Source organism: Stenotrophomonas maltophilia group sp. msm4, from assembly GCF_032025605.1.
GTDB lineage: Bacteria > Pseudomonadota > Gammaproteobacteria > Xanthomonadales > Xanthomonadaceae > Stenotrophomonas > Stenotrophomonas sepilia.
The window spans coordinates 698,455-712,325 of the sequence record NZ_JAVSKK010000002.1 but is presented as its reverse complement, the minus strand read 5'-3'; the positions used below and the strand labels follow the sequence as shown (position 1 = coordinate 712,325).

The 13,871-nt window shown below is 65.9% G+C and carries 13 protein-coding genes and 3 tRNA genes; 7 read left to right on the top strand and 9 right to left on the bottom strand.

Annotated elements, in window-relative coordinates; translation table 11 throughout:
- Nucleotides 1-35 precede the first annotated feature (35 nt).
- A tRNA-His gene (locus tag ROV93_RS12390) sits at nucleotides 36-112 on the bottom strand.
- Nucleotides 113-280: 168 nt separating this feature from the next.
- On the bottom strand, nucleotides 281-505 hold the full coding sequence (locus ROV93_RS12385) for a hypothetical protein (RefSeq protein WP_072168266.1): 225 nt from the start codon (nucleotides 503-505) through the stop codon (nucleotides 281-283).
- Between the two features lie 434 nt (nucleotides 506-939).
- Between ROV93_RS12385 and ROV93_RS12380 the strand changes: the two genes are divergently transcribed.
- Together ROV93_RS12380 and ROV93_RS12375 are read left to right on the top strand one after the other, a co-directional pair.
- Nucleotides 940-1,860 (top strand): hypothetical protein, encoded by a 921-nt coding sequence (locus ROV93_RS12380; protein ID WP_031748294.1) that lies wholly within the window; start codon nucleotides 940-942, stop codon nucleotides 1,858-1,860.
- Nucleotides 1,861-1,934: 74 nt separating this feature from the next.
- Nucleotides 1,935-2,357, top strand: coding sequence for a hypothetical protein (locus ROV93_RS12375; RefSeq protein WP_227836579.1), 423 nt, complete (start codon nucleotides 1,935-1,937; stop codon nucleotides 2,355-2,357).
- Between the two features lie 171 nt (nucleotides 2,358-2,528).
- Here the strand turns inward: ROV93_RS12375 and ROV93_RS12370 are convergent.
- Both ROV93_RS12370 and ROV93_RS12365 read right to left on the bottom strand, forming a co-directional pair.
- Nucleotides 2,529-2,605 (bottom strand) — tRNA-Arg (locus ROV93_RS12370).
- Between the two features lie 39 nt (nucleotides 2,606-2,644).
- Nucleotides 2,645-2,721, bottom strand: a tRNA-Pro gene (locus ROV93_RS12365).
- Nucleotides 2,722-2,901: 180 nt separating this feature from the next.
- Between ROV93_RS12365 and ROV93_RS12360 the strand changes: the two genes are divergently transcribed.
- Nucleotides 2,902-3,660 (top strand): Bax inhibitor-1/YccA family protein, encoded by a 759-nt coding sequence (locus ROV93_RS12360; RefSeq protein WP_072168268.1) that lies wholly within the window; start codon nucleotides 2,902-2,904, stop codon nucleotides 3,658-3,660.
- 81 nt (nucleotides 3,661-3,741) lie between these two features.
- Here the strand turns inward: ROV93_RS12360 and ROV93_RS12355 are convergent, their stop codons facing one another.
- From ROV93_RS12355 to grxC, 5 genes are all read right to left on the bottom strand, one after another.
- Nucleotides 3,742-4,659 (bottom strand): LysR family transcriptional regulator, encoded by a 918-nt coding sequence (locus ROV93_RS12355; protein ID WP_072168269.1) that lies wholly within the window; start codon nucleotides 4,657-4,659, stop codon nucleotides 3,742-3,744.
- A gap of 53 nt (nucleotides 4,660-4,712) precedes the next feature.
- A complete protein-coding gene (locus tag ROV93_RS12350) occupies nucleotides 4,713-5,456 on the bottom strand; it encodes a cysteine hydrolase (protein ID WP_072168270.1) in 744 nt (247 codons plus the stop codon).
- 206 nt (nucleotides 5,457-5,662) lie between these two features.
- On the bottom strand, nucleotides 5,663-6,667 hold the full coding sequence (locus ROV93_RS12345) for an isocitrate dehydrogenase (RefSeq protein WP_012479261.1): 1,005 nt from the start codon (nucleotides 6,665-6,667) through the stop codon (nucleotides 5,663-5,665).
- Between the two features lie 321 nt (nucleotides 6,668-6,988).
- A complete protein-coding gene (locus ROV93_RS12340; protein ID WP_004154542.1) occupies nucleotides 6,989-7,381 on the bottom strand; it encodes a carboxymuconolactone decarboxylase family protein in 393 nt (130 codons plus the stop codon).
- Nucleotides 7,378-7,668: a glutaredoxin 3 gene (grxC, locus tag ROV93_RS12335; RefSeq protein WP_004154541.1), complete on the bottom strand. Its 291-nt coding sequence runs from the start codon at nucleotides 7,666-7,668 to the stop codon at nucleotides 7,378-7,380. The genes ROV93_RS12340 and grxC overlap by 4 nt, the downstream gene beginning before the upstream one ends.
- An 88-nt stretch (nucleotides 7,669-7,756) precedes the next feature.
- On the opposite strand from grxC, the gene ROV93_RS12330 reads away from it, so the two are divergent.
- The 4 genes from ROV93_RS12330 (at nucleotide 7,757) to ppk1 (ending at nucleotide 13,798) form a co-directional block, all read left to right on the top strand.
- Nucleotides 7,757-9,457, top strand: a complete 1,701-nt coding sequence (locus ROV93_RS12330; RefSeq protein ID WP_172412112.1) for a M48 family metalloprotease — start codon at nucleotides 7,757-7,759, stop codon at nucleotides 9,455-9,457.
- 116 nt (nucleotides 9,458-9,573) lie between these two features.
- The gene (gene phoB / locus ROV93_RS12325; RefSeq protein ID WP_005408258.1) at nucleotides 9,574-10,263 is read left to right on the top strand and encodes a phosphate regulon transcriptional regulator PhoB; all 690 of its coding nucleotides are present in this window, start codon (nucleotides 9,574-9,576) and stop codon (nucleotides 10,261-10,263) included.
- A 111-nt stretch (nucleotides 10,264-10,374) separates the two neighbouring features.
- Nucleotides 10,375-11,706, top strand: coding sequence for a phosphate regulon sensor histidine kinase PhoR (phoR, locus tag ROV93_RS12320; protein ID WP_061479944.1), 1,332 nt, complete (start codon nucleotides 10,375-10,377; stop codon nucleotides 11,704-11,706).
- Nucleotides 11,707-11,710: 4 nt separating this feature from the next.
- Nucleotides 11,711-13,798 (top strand): polyphosphate kinase 1, encoded by a 2,088-nt coding sequence (gene ppk1, locus ROV93_RS12315; protein ID WP_053500783.1) that lies wholly within the window; start codon nucleotides 11,711-11,713, stop codon nucleotides 13,796-13,798.
- The last annotated feature ends 73 nt before the right edge of the window (nucleotides 13,799-13,871 follow it).

Below are 13,871 nucleotides of genomic sequence, written 5' to 3'. Positions count from 1 at the left end.
TTTTCAGTAACTTAGCGACGGTAGTAAGAAAAAAGTGGGGTGGCTGAGGGGATTCGAACCCCCGACCACCGGAATCACAATCCGGTACTCTAACCAACTGAGCTACAGCCACCACTGAAACTTTCGCTCCATCGCCGATGAGGCTGGCGCTGGAACTTGATGCTTCGCTACCGGGCGGAACCAGAAGTCCGTCCCCCGAAGCGAGTCCGGCATTTTCCGGTAGTCGCGAAGGAATTGCAAGCACTTCTTCACATTGATGTGCAGGGGCCGGAACAGGACATCAGAGCTGCTCCGCCGAGACCACGCGCGCGATGTCTGCATGCTCATCCAAGAATGACAGCGTCACCTCACCTTTGGGCGTGACCTGCAACTGCAGGTGCAGCTGGCCCGCCCCGTCGATCAGCTGAAGCATCGCATTGCGCGACTGCGGCCTGCCAGGAAGCACACGACGGGTAATCGCTTGCACAGTCTGCGCGTGCAAGCGCTCATCTTCAGCCGAGAACATCGGCCGCAGCTGTCCTTCGGCACCATCGTTTCGATCACGTCGAACGGCGCGTTGCGCTGGGCTGTCGCCCCATCAGCAGGCCAGTCAACACCAGCAAGGCGAGACCACCGCAATACAGAGTGAGCCGCTATTGGTGCCTGCGCAGCCGATGCACTTCGGCCATCACCCGCTCTACCTCTCCCGCGCCTTTCGAAACTGCACCTCATGCCGATCGCCGGAAGGTGCGTGCCACCTGTACCGATGGTCAGGCGCAGGCAACAGCTCGACATCGTCGGGCCCACTCCCGAAAGCGTGAATAATAAGTGAACGAATCATGAATGAATCTCAAACAGAAATGGGGGAGATCCATTCATACAACGTTAGCTGCAGGACATGGAACGCGAGGCGCGCGTTTGCAACCATGCCGGTTCCTGCAATGAAGGTGAGAGCAATAGATGAGCAAGCGGCTAATCGGATTCGTCGCGCTAGCAGCCGTGCTGGCAGTGGCAGCCGTTGCAATGTCCAGCTACCGGCAGCAGGCGGCTGTCGATGTGACGGCAGAGGAATCCTGGAAGAGTGGCAGCCTCGATGAAAGGCCCGACCAGGGAAGGCCGCTTCCTGCGTCAGGTGCGGCGGCCGCGCAGAGGCTTGAGCGGGACAACAAGATCCCGCCAGGCTCGTACAAGGCGGTGGGACCCAAAGCCTACGAGATCGTAAGAGGCAATGAGTTCCGGCCTCCCGGTGACGCGCTCGCCCACGTCAAGCAACTGATGCTGCGCTCCGAATCCGGAGATGCCACAGCAACCTACGAAATCTATCGAACCATCGAGCAGTGCCAGACCTTCATCTCGGATCGCGCTGACAAGCTGGCGGATTCAGCCACCACGGTCGGGTCCGGCAACTGGTTCCTGGAGCGATCGGAACGAATCCTCGGAGAGTGCGAGTCGCTGGCCCTGGATCGGGACATCTATCACGCCGACTGGCTTTCGAAGGCCGCCGCCATGGGCTCGCAGGAAGCGATGCGCGCTTACTCGCGATCGCCGGAGAAAGTCATCGGTTCGCTTGATGACGCAATCCGTGATCCCGCGGCGCTCGAGGCGTGGAAGGACACCGCCACCGGATATCTGCGCGAGCTGGAATCACAAGGGAACGTCAATGTCATCAGCGACATGGCGATGGCCTACACCTATGGCGGCATCGTTCCTGCCGATCCCGTTGCCGCCCTGGCGTACACCCGCGTCCTCAACCGGCTGGACCCACGTTTTGCCACCACCAATGACATTGCCAACCATGAGAAAAACCTGAGCAGTCAGGAGAAAGAGAAAGCCCGCATTTCATCGAATGAAATCTTCAAGAACTGTTGCATCCCACGATAAGGACCTATTGTGAAAGCTAGACTGATTGGGATTATCCTTCGCTTGGTAGAAACTCCATTCCCGCCATTGCAGGCGTGCTGCTGTTCATGGCGAGCGGGAGCGTTCAAGCGAAAAAGCTTCCTGGCGTCATCAACTGCACCGCCGGATGCACGCTGACAACCCCGTATCCCGATCCGGTGACCAACCAGCAGCTTTCCCAAGAGGTCCAGAAGCTCAATGACGGCCGGACCACCGTCTGGACAGCCCAGACGCGAGTTCAGACCGGCGATGTCCTGACCGTCTGCAACGGTATTTCCTGCGTCAACTACACGTGGCGAGGCGCAGGCTTCGACTCCGGCGAAGTGATTTCGACCGTGCTCCCGCCCAACTCCCGCGGTGGTGGTGGCGGTGGTGGTGGTGGTGGCGGTGGTGGTGGCGGCAGTGCCCCGATCGGCGGCGGTTGCCATGGCAATTGCGGTGGCGGCAGGGTCGATGTAGGCGAACTTGAGCAGATATGATTCAGCCTTGGGGGCACTTCAACGAAGTGCTCTCGCCAGGACACAGAACAGAAAGGTCAGCGCACCGCGCTGGCCTTTTTTGTGACCCACGGCGGCGCGCGCCACACATTTCCGCTGTTCCTGGAATAGGCTCCGCCAGCACCAAAGTAATTCATATGCCATTGATTCCAATGGCGCGCCCGACAGGAATCGAACCTGTAACCGCCGGCTTAGAAGGCCGGTGCTCTATCCAGTTGAGCTACGGGCGCCCGAACCGGAACGGTGTCCAATCCGACGTGGCGTGGGATTGGTCGGGGTAGAGGGATTCGAACCCCCGACATCCTGCTCCCAAAGCAGGCGCGCTACCAGACTGCGCTATACCCCGGTCTTGCAATCCCCTCGGGTTGGGCCCGGGGAGTTGTTCATTGTCGCCAAGCGCGTTGGGAACTGTCAACGAAGGATGCACAGAACCCGGGCCTGCCACAACGCCGAAAGCAGTCATCGGCTATGCTCACGCCCATCGGCCGGATGGCCGTCCCGACCTTCATCCGCACGGAGAACACGCATGCGCAGCGGCAACCCGGCTCTTTCCGAGTCGACTTTCCTCGACCTCGCCAGTGGCTCGGTAGTGACCAGCCCCGACCAGGTCATGACCCTCAATGGCACCGCCAACAAGACCGGCATCCTGCTGCTGTTGACCGTGCTGACCGCGGCGTTCGCCTGGAGCCAGGCGGTCGACGAGTACGGCCAGATTTCCGGCAGCGCGAGCCTGTACGCCATCGGCGGCGCGATTGGCGGCCTGGTGCTGGCACTGATCACCATCTTCAAGAAGGAATGGTCGCCGGTCACCGCGCCGATGTACGCGCTGGTCGAAGGCCTGTTCCTGGGCGCCGTGTCGGCCCTGTTCAACATGAAGTATCCGGGCATCGTGTTCCAGGCGGTGCTGCTGACCTTCGGCACCCTGGCCGCCCTGCTGTTCGCATACCGCAGCGGCCTGATCAAGGCCACCGAGAACTTCAAGATGGGCGTGGTCGCCGCCACCGGCGGCATCGCCCTGCTCTACCTGGCCTCGTTCGTACTGGGCTTCTTCAACATCAACGTGCCGGTGATCCACGACTCCAGCTGGCTGGGCATTGCCTTCAGCCTGTTCGTGGTGGTCGTGGCCGCGCTGAACCTGGTGCTGGACTTCGATTTCATCGAGTCCGGCGTCGCCCAGCGCGCGCCGAAGTACATGGAGTGGTATGGCGCATTCGGCCTGATGGTGACCCTGGTCTGGCTGTATGTGGAGTTCCTGCGCCTGCTGTCGAAGATCCAGCAGCGCTGAACCGGACAGAGCCATAAACGACAAAGGGCGCCTTCGGGGCGCCCTTTTCTCTTTGTAACGCGTGGCTGCTGCATTTCCCGGCTAGCCAGCCACGCCAGCCACGCCAGCCTGTGCAGCGTAGTGCGCCGCAAGGTGCTCGACCAGCGCGCGCACCTTGGGCGCGAGCGCACGTGCATGCGGGTACAACGCGAAGTAGCGCCGCTGGCCGGCATGCCAGGCCGGCAGCACGCGGATCAGACGACCGGCGCGCAGGTCCTCCTGCACGGTCAACGCGGTGAACAGGCTGATGCCCATTCCGGCCAGCGCGGCGGCGTACAGCGCAGGCGTGGCATCCACACGCAGGCGCTGCCCGGCTTCAACGCTCACGCAGGCGCCGCGCGGCCCCTGTAACTGCCAGGGCGGCATTGATGGGGTGGGACTGAAACCCAGCAGCGTGTGCTGCTCCAGATCCGCAGCCTGCCGCGGCAGGCCATGCCGGGCCAGGTAGGCCGGTGCGGCGACCAGGATGCGCGGGCAGCTGGCCAGCTCGCGCGCGACCAGCTGGCTGTCCGGCAATGAAGCTGCAATGCGCAGCGCCAGGTCGAAGCCACCACCGACCACATCCACCACCTGATCATCCGCCGACAGGTCCAGCGTGACCTGCGGGTAACGCTGCAGGAACGAGGGCAGCCAATGCGGCAGTTCCTGGCTGGCCACTACCTGCGGCACGCTGATCCGCACCCTGCCACTGGGTTGCGCCTGCCCGGCGCGGGCACGATCGTCCGCCTCCTGCAGGCGGTCCAGCAGCGTTGCCGCCTCGCGGTAGTAATCGCGCCCGGCCTCGGTCAACGACAGCCGACGGCTGTTGCGATCGAGCAGGCGTACCTGCAGGTGTTCTTCCAGCTGCCGCAGCTGCCGCGACATCGCCGAGTGGGTGGTCCCCAGGCGCTCGGCGGCCGCGGTGAAACTGCCCGCGTCAACGATGGCGCGCAGCGCGCGCAGGGCGGCGAAGTGATCCATCGGCGGGCAGCTCCACGTGGCGGGGCCCACGGCATGCGGGCCCCGCCAGCTTATCAAGCGCCGTCACCGGCCTTGCGTACCGGCAGCGCCAGGATCGCGTCGGTGCTCATGACGTCGCCGAAGGCGTCTTCGATCTGCGCCAGCGAGGCCTCATGCAGCGCGCGATGATCGATGCGACGGCCGCCGGCCAGATCCAGATCACGGCTGGCGCTGGCATCGGACGAGACGATCACCCGGTAGCCACGTGGGGCGGCCGCTGCGTCGCGCGCGGCACCGGCCACACAGGCATGGGTCTGCAGGCCAGTGACGATCAGGGTATCGATACCGGCATTCATCAGCATCGGGTCGAGCACGGCTGCGGACGCGCCGGCGAACACGCTGACATTGTCCTTCTGCACCACGGTCTCGCCCTGGCGCGGCTGCAGGTCGCGATGGAAGGCGGCATTGACGCTGCCCTGCGCGAACAGGGGTGCGCCGGCCGGCAGCACGTGCTGGACATGGATCACGCGGATGCCGTGGGCATCGGCGAATTCGACTACCCGCCTGGCCTGACGCAGTGCGGCCACGCCATCGGGAATGACCATGCGGCCACCCGCAAAGCCCGGTACGGCCCTGGCATCGAAGTACTCGTTCTGGAAGTCGATCACCAGCACGGCAGTCTTCGCCGCATCCAGCGAGGTCGCGACCGGCGCACCCGCCATATGGCGGATGGTGGCATGGGCCGGCTCGGCAGCAGCAACCGGGATGGTGGCGGTCATGCCGAGCAAGCTGGCCAGGCCGAAGGCGGTGAGATTCATGGAGCGACTCCTGTGCAGTGGAAAGTGGGCACAGGATGCGGAGCGGATGGCGCACGAACCAGCCGTGAAACAGCACATGATCTGTGCGATATCAGCACAGACCGCTTCTGTGGAGTCGAGCCATGCTCGACTCTACAGAGGCGGAAAAACGCAACGGGGCGCCCGAAGGTGCCCCGCTGTGCATCCGACCGAGGTCGGCCGGCCGCTTACAGGCGGCTGGCAATGGCCTTGGCAAAGCTCATGGTGGTGCCGGTGCCACCCAGGTCGCCGGTCAGCGAATCCTTGGCTTCCATGGTCGCCACGATGGCCTTGCGCAGGCGCTCGGCGTTTTCCGGCTGGCCGATGTGGTCCAGCATCTGCGCGGCCGCCAGCAGCAGCGCGCACGGATTGGCCTTGCCCTGGCCGGCGATGTCCGGCGCGGTGCCGTGCACGGCTTCGAAGATCGCCGCATCCTTGCCGATGTTGGCGCCCGGAGCCAGGCCCAGGCCGCCGACCAGGCCGGCGCACAGGTCGGAGATGATGTCGCCGAACAGGTTCGTGGTGACGATCACATCGAACTGTTCCGGGCGCATCACCAGCTGCATGCAGCAGTTGTCGACGATCATTTCCTGGAACTCGATGTCCGGGTACTGCGCGGCCACTTCACGGGCGACATTCAGGAACAGGCCCGAGGTCGACTTGATGATGTTGGCCTTGTGCACGGCGGTGACCTTCTTGCGGCCGGTGCTCTTGGCCAGCTCGAAGGCGTAGCGCACGATGCGCTCGGAGCCCTTGCGGGTGATGCGGGTGCCGGAGAAGGCGGTCTCGCCGTCGGCCGACACTTCCTGGCCTTCGGCCAGGTAGGCACCTTCGGTGTTCTCACGGACGGTGATCAGGTCGACGTTGTCGAAACGCGACTTGGTGTTCGGGAAGGTGTGGGCCGGGCGCACGTTGGCGTACAGGTCGAAGTGGCGGCGCAGGCTGACGTTGATCGAGGTGAAGCCACCACCGACCGGGGTGGTCAGCGGGCTCTTCAGCGCGACCTTGTTGCGCGCGATCGATTCCAGGGTCACCGCCGGCATCAGGTCGCCGTGCTTTTCCAGGGCCACCAGGCCGGCGTCGGCGTCTTCGTACTCCAGGCCAGTCTTGAGCTGGTCGAGCACGAACAGGGTGGCGTCCATGATTTCCGGGCCAATGCCGTCGCCGCGGATGACCGTAATTTTCTGCGTCATTGATCGATGTTCCGAACAGGGGGAAAAACGCCGTCCGGACGTGCCCGGAAACGCCGGCGCAAAGGAAGTTTCACCGGCAATTATGCCTGAGCCGGGGCCGAGGTCCCAAATAGACCATGGTCCCAGTCCCCGGCTCAGGCAGAATTGCCCGCGCGTCCCTCCTCTACCCCCGCCTGTCGGCGCGCCCCTTCAACAAGAAGGGGCTCCTGGGCTGTTGGATCGCGGGACAGGCCCCCTCGCGGGCCCGGTAGTGCCGGCCGCGGGCCGGCAACCCCGGCCATGTCGAATTCAGGGGATGCCGGCCGCTGGCCGGCACGACCCTCAGTGCTCGTGCGCGGCTGGCGCGGCGGCGCCGCCTTCGAGCTGGTCGAGGAAGTCGACCGCGCGGCGCAGGTGCGGGATCACGATGGAGCCGCCCACCACCAGGCCGACCGAGAAGGTCTCGAAGAACTCCTCACGGGTCACCCCGGCGTCCTTGCACTGGGCCACGTGGTAGCTGATGCAGTCGTCGCAGCGCAGCACCATCGAGGCCACCAGGCCCAGCAGCTCCTTGGTCTTCACGTCCAGCGCGCCGGCCTGGTAGGTCTGCGTATCCAGCGCGAAGAAGCGGCGCACCACCTGGTTCGGTTCGCCCAGGATGCGCTCGTTCATGCGCTTGCGGAACTCGGTGAACTCGGCGATGCGGTCCTTGCTGCCGTCGTCGGCCGCGCTCATGCCTGGCCCTGCCCGGCCAGCAGCGGCTCGAGCTTGCCTTCACGGTGCAGGGCCATCATGTCGTCGTAGCCGCCGACATGGACGTCGCCGACGAAGATCTGCGGCACGCTGGTGCGGCGGGTCAGCGCCATCATCTTCTCGCGCTCGGCCGGGTCCAGGTCGATGCGGACCTCGGTCCACTGCTGGCCCTTGCTCTTCAGGAAGTTCTTGGCGGCCACGCAGTACGGGCAGACGGCAGTGGAATAGATGGTGATGGCGGGGGCACCGCCGGCGGTCTGGGCTGTCACGGGAAACTCCACGATGGATCGACGGTCTACATATGGTACCGGTGCGCTGGAATTTCCACGCCACGGCCGCAACACTGTGGATTAACGAATGGTTGCCCCCCGCCCTGCCACGCTTGGCGCGCCCCGCCCGAGGACCTTCTGCTTGCGAGCCCTGCTGCTGACTACCGCCGTCACCCTGGCCCTGGCCATGCCGCTGGCCCAGGCCCAGGAGAAGCTGCCCGACATCGGCTCTTCGGCCGGCGAGCTGCTGACCCCGGCCCGCCAGGCCGAGTACGGCGCGATGATGCTGCGCGAGCTGCGCAACTACGGCTACCTGCTGGAAGATCCGCTGGTCAACGACTGGCTGCAGACCATGGGTACCCGGCTCGGCTCCAATAGTGACCAGCCGCGGCAGCCGTACACCTTCTTCGTGATGAACGACCGCCAGATCAACGCGTTCGCCACGCTGGGCGGCTACATCGGGGTCAATGCCGGACTGGTGCTGACCGCCGAGCGCGAGGACGAGGTCGCTGCGGTGCTGTCCCACGAAATCGCCCACGTCACCCAGCAGCACGTGCTGCGCGGTGTCGAGCGCGCCCAGCGCGACCAGATCCCGATCCTGCTGGGCATGCTGGCGGCGGTAGTGGCCGCCCAGGCCAGCAACAGCACGTCGTCCGGCAACGCGACGATGGCGGCGATCAGCTCCGGCATGGGCCTGATGCAGCAGCGGCAGATCAACTACACCCGCTCCAACGAGTCCGAGGCCGACCGCCTCGGCATCCGCACCCTGTCGCGCAGCGGCTACGACGTGGATGCCATGGCCGGCTTCTTCGAGCGGATGTCGGCAGCCATGCGCGGCAACGAAGGCGGCTACAGCGTGCCCGAGTTCCTGCGCACCCACCCGGTCAACATCACCCGCATCAGCGAGGCCAAGTCCCGCGCCCAGCAGATGAAGAAGGATACGGTGCTGCTCACCACCAGCACGCCCACCGGCGAGCGCAAGGAGCGGGTGGACCCGGCCGATCCCAGCCTGGGCGAGCCGCTGCTGCGCGGCAACAACCCGCTGCTGCCCGGCAGTGTGCTGCGCCTGCCGATCGGCCAGCTCAACCGTGGCGCCAGCGGTGACTTCGAGTGGGCGCGTGAGCGTCTGCGCGTGCTCAGCGCGGACTCCACCCCCGAGCTGGAGCGCGAGTACGCCGACCTGGCCAAGCGGCAGAAGGACGGCCTCAACGATGCGCAGCGCTACGGCCAGGCGCTGGCGGTGATGCGCGGTGGCCGTGCCGGTGCCGGCCAGGCCCGGCAGACCCTGGCCGGCCTGCTGCAGACCCACCCCGGCAACCTGTGGCTGGCGCTGGGCCTGGGCGAGGCGGAGTCACGCGCAGGCCAGGCGGCCCAGGCCAACAGCCGCTTCGAGCAATTGTTGCGCGAACACCCCAACAGCCGCCCGGTGGCACTGACCTATGCCGAGATCCTGAACGAACAAGGCAGCCGCGAAGCCGGCCAGCGTGCGCAGGCGATGCTGCGCCCCCTGCTGTCGCAAAGTGGTAACGATCCGGTCTTCCAGCAGCGTTTCGCCCGCGCCAGTGAGTTGGCTGGCGACAGCGTGCGCGCCAGCGAGGCCTATGCCGAGGCCGCCTTCCTCAGCGGGCGGCCAGAACAGGCGCTGATGCAGCTGCAGGCGCTCAAGCGCAACCCGGCGCTGGATTACATCGGCCGCGCGCGGGTTGACGCGCGCATCGAATCGATCACCCCGACGGTGCTGGAACTGCGCCGGCAGGGCGTGCAGGACCCGGATCTGGACCGTCGCTGAGCACCGCATGACCGGCCGATGGCAATCCGGGCCGGTTCCGGCCGGGTAGTCACAAACATGTCATCAAACCGTAGTCTACTGGCACCACTCCAGTAACCGAGCCCTACGGTGTCCTCGTGCAGAAACGCATCCTGATCGTCGATGACGAGCCCGCGATCCGTGAAATGGTCGCCTTCGCCCTTCGCAAGGGCGATTACGAACCGGTCCACGCCGGCGATGCCCGGGAGGCCCAGACCGCGATCGCCGATCGCGTTCCCGACCTGATCCTGCTGGACTGGATGCTGCCCGGCACCAGCGGCCTGGACCTGGCCCGTCGCTGGCGCAAGGAAACGCTGACCCGCGAAGTGCCGATCATCATGCTGACCGCCCGCGGCGAGGAGAACGATCGCGTCGGTGGCCTCGAGGCCGGTGTCGATGACTATGTGGTCAAGCCGTTCTCGGCACGCGAACTGCTGGCCCGCATCCGCGCGGTCATGCGCCGCGCCCGCGAAGATGACGAGGACGGCAGCGTAGCCGTCGGCCCGATCCGTATCGACGGCGCCGCCCATCGCGTGTTCGCCAACGACCAGCCGGTGCCGATCGGCCCGACCGAATACCGCCTGCTGCATTTCTTCATGACCCACCCGGAGCGCGTCTACACCCGCGCGCAGCTGCTGGACCATGTGTGGGGCGGCAGCGTTTACGTGGAGGAACGCACCATCGACGTGCATATCCGCCGCCTGCGCAAGACGCTGGAGCCGTTCAACGCCGAGAACATGGTGCAGACCGTGCGCGGCGCCGGCTACCGCTTCTCCACCGCCACCTGAGTCTCGTCGTGCCGGCACCGCGCACCTGCAGTGCAGGTGCCGGTGCCGGCAACTCTGCTATAACCCTCGGTTCACCCCAGTGAACCGCCGCACCTCAACGACGAGATCGCAATGCCCCGCCACATCCGCTCTGCCTGGTTGAAGACCCTGGCCACCGTTGCCGCGGTGCTGCTGTTCGCCGGACTGGTGGGGTGGTTCACGGGCCATCTGTGGTTGTGCATCGCACTGGGCGCGCTGGCGACCCTGGCCTGGCATTACTGGCGCCTGCGCAGCGTTCTGCGCCGGCTGACCGCTCGCCAGCGCTGGGACACCGCCGAAGAAGGCACCGGCGTCTGGAACGAACTGGACCGCCTGCTGTACCGCAACCAGGTGGAAATGCGCGTGCGCAAGCGCCGCCTGCTGGACATGCTGCGCAGCTACCGCGCCGCTGCCGCCGCGCTGCCCGATGCTGTCGTCGTGCTGGATCGCAACAGCCAGCGCGTGCAGTGGTTCAACGAAGCGGCTACCGCCCTGCTCGGCCTGCACCATCCCGGCGACCTTGGCGAGGCCCTGGTCGAGCGCCTGCAGCCGATGCCGCTGGCGCACTGGCTGGCCGGTGGCCGCAATGCCGAGCCCATCCTGGACGTACCCTCGCCGGTCGATCCGGCGATCCGCCTGAACCTGCGCCTGATTCCCTATTCGTCGGACTACTGGCTGCTGATCGCGCGTGACGTCAGCAAGCTGCTGCGCCTGGAGCAGGTGCGGCGGGATTTCGTCGCCAACGTTTCACACGAGCTGCGCACGCCGCTCACCGTGGTCCACGGCTACCTGGACATGATGGACCCGGAGGATTTCCCGGGAACCGGACCGATGCTGGAAGAAATGCGCAAGCAGAGCCAGCGCATGGCCCAGCTGGTGGAAGACCTGCTGACCCTGTCGCGCCTCGAATCGCAGGAACACAGCGAGGACGAGACCGTAGCCATGCAGCCGATGCTGGCCACCCTGCGCCGCGAAGCCGAAGCGCACAGCCAGGGCCGCCACCAGATCAGCATCGACGACCTGGCCGGCGTTGACCTTCAGGGCTCGACCAAGGAGCTGCACAGCGCCTTCTCCAACCTGGTCACCAATGCGGTGCGCTATACGCCGGCCGGTGGGCGCATCGCGGTGGAGTTCCGCCGCGAGGGCGACGGTGCGGTGCTGGCGGTGCGTGACTCCGGCTACGGCATCCCGGCCACCCACCTGCCGCGCCTGACCGAACGCTTCTACCGTGTCTCCAGCAGCCGATCGCGCGAAAGCGGTGGTACCGGCCTGGGCCTGTCCATCGTCAAGCACATCCTCGGCCTGCACCACGCACGGCTGGAAATTGAAAGCGAAGTCGGCAAGGGCTCGGTGTTCTCCTGCCATTTCGATGCCGACCACGTGCGCCCGCGCGAGTCCGCCCCCTTGACCTCCATCGAAGAATGACGCCATGAGCAGCCTCGGATCCCTCCCCCTCCCCGTGAGCCCGGACAACGATCCGTTGCGTGACCCGGCGCTGTACATCAATCGCGAACTGTCACAGCTGGATTTCAACTTCCGCGTGCTGGCCCAGGCGATGGACCCGCAGGTGCCGCTGCTGGAGCGCCTGCGCTTCATGTGCATCTCCTGCACCAACCTCGACGAGTTCTTCGAGATCCGCGCCGCCGCCGTGCGCCACGCGCAGGAGTACGGCCTGCCACCCGCACCGGACGGGATGAGCCCGCAGGCCATCCTGAGCGCCATCCATGACCGCGCCGCCGAACTGGTGGACCAGCAGTACCGCTGCTGGAACGAGACGCTGCGGCCGGCGCTGATGGAGGCCGGCATCGGCGTGCTCGGCCGCCACTCCTGGACCGACCGCCAGAAGCGCTGGCTGCGCGCCTACTTCCGCAACGAGATCATGCCGGTGCTGTCGCCACTGGGCCTGGACCCGGTGCACCCGTTCCCGAAGATCCTCAACAAGTCGCTGAACATCGTGGTGGTGCTCAAGGGCACCGATGCGTTCGGCCGCGCCGGCCACCTGGCCATCGTGCGTGCGCCGCGCTCACTGCCGCGCATCATCCAGCTGCCGGAAAAGCTCGGCGGGCCCCAGAACTTCGTGTTCCTCTCGTCGGTGCTGTCGACCTTCGTCGATGAGCTGTTCCCGGGCATGGAAGTCCAGGGCGCCTACCAGTTCCGCGTCACCCGCAATTCCGAGCTGGTGGTGGACGAGGAGGAAGTGGAGAACCTGGCGCTGGCACTACGCGACGAACTGGTCGACCGCGGCTACCGGCCAGCGGTGCGGCTGGAGATCGCGCACGACATGCCGCGCGAGATCGTGCGGACCCTGCTGCAGAATTTCGGCCTGACCGAGAACGCGGTGTACCGCATCGATGGCCCGGTCAACCTCAACCGCATCATCCAGCTGTACGACCTGATCGCGCAACCGGACCTGAAATACCCGCCGATGACCCCGCGCACGCTGCGCGACAGTGACGGCATCTTCGAGACGGTGGCGCGCCAGGACCTGCTGCTGCACCACCCATTCGACGCCTTCACCGCAGTGCTGGACCTGATCCGGCAGGCGGCAATCGATCCGAACGTGCTGGCGATCAAGCAGACCCTGTACCGCACCGGCAAGGACTCACTGATCGTCGATGCGCTGATCCAGGCCGCGCGTAACGGCAAGGACGTGACCGTGGTGGTCGAACTGCGCGCCCGCTTCGACGAAGAAGCCAACCTCGGCCTGGCCGATCGCCTGCAGGAAGCCGGCGTGCAGGTGGTGTACGGCGTGGTCGGCTACAAGACCCACGCCAAGATGCTGCTGATCGTGCGCCGCGAGGGCCGCAAGCTGCGCCGCTACGTGCACCTGGGTACCGGCAACTACCACAGCGGCACCGCCCGCGCGTATACCGACATCAGCCTGATCACCGCCGATGCGGACATCGGCAATGACGTGCACCTGCTGTTCCAGCAGCTGTCCGGGCTGGCGTCGAAGATGAAGCTCAAGCGCCTGCTGCAGTCGCCCTTCACCCTGCACACCGGCATCCTCGGCCGCATCGAGCGCGAGACGCGCATCGCCGCCGCTGGCCGCCCGGCGCGGATCATCGCCAAGATGAACGCACTGAACGAACCGCAGGTGGTGCGCGCGCTGTACGCCGCGTCGCAGGCCGGCGTGCAGATCGACCTGATCATCCGCGGCGCCTGCACGCTGCGACCGGGCGTGCCGGGCATCTCGGACAACATCCGCGTGCGCTCGATCGTCGGCCGCTTCCTGGAACACAGCCGCGTCTACTGGTTCGGCAACGACGGCGCACCGGAAATGTACTGCGCCAGCGCCGACTGGCTGGAACGCAACCTGCTGCGCCGGGTCGAGACCTGCTTCCCGATCCTCGATCCGGAACTGGCCAAGCGGGTCTACCGCGAAGTCCTGCAGAACTACCTTGACGACAACCTCAACGCCTGGGAACTGGACGCGCACGGCATCTACCACAAGCGTGCCCCAGCCCACGACGAAGCCCCGCATTCGGCGCAGATGGCGTTGATGCAGGGGCTCTGACCCTGCCCCGGTAGATCCCGACCGCTGGTCGGGGTTCGATCGCCACGGGGTCAGATCCCTTTCCTGCGGGAAA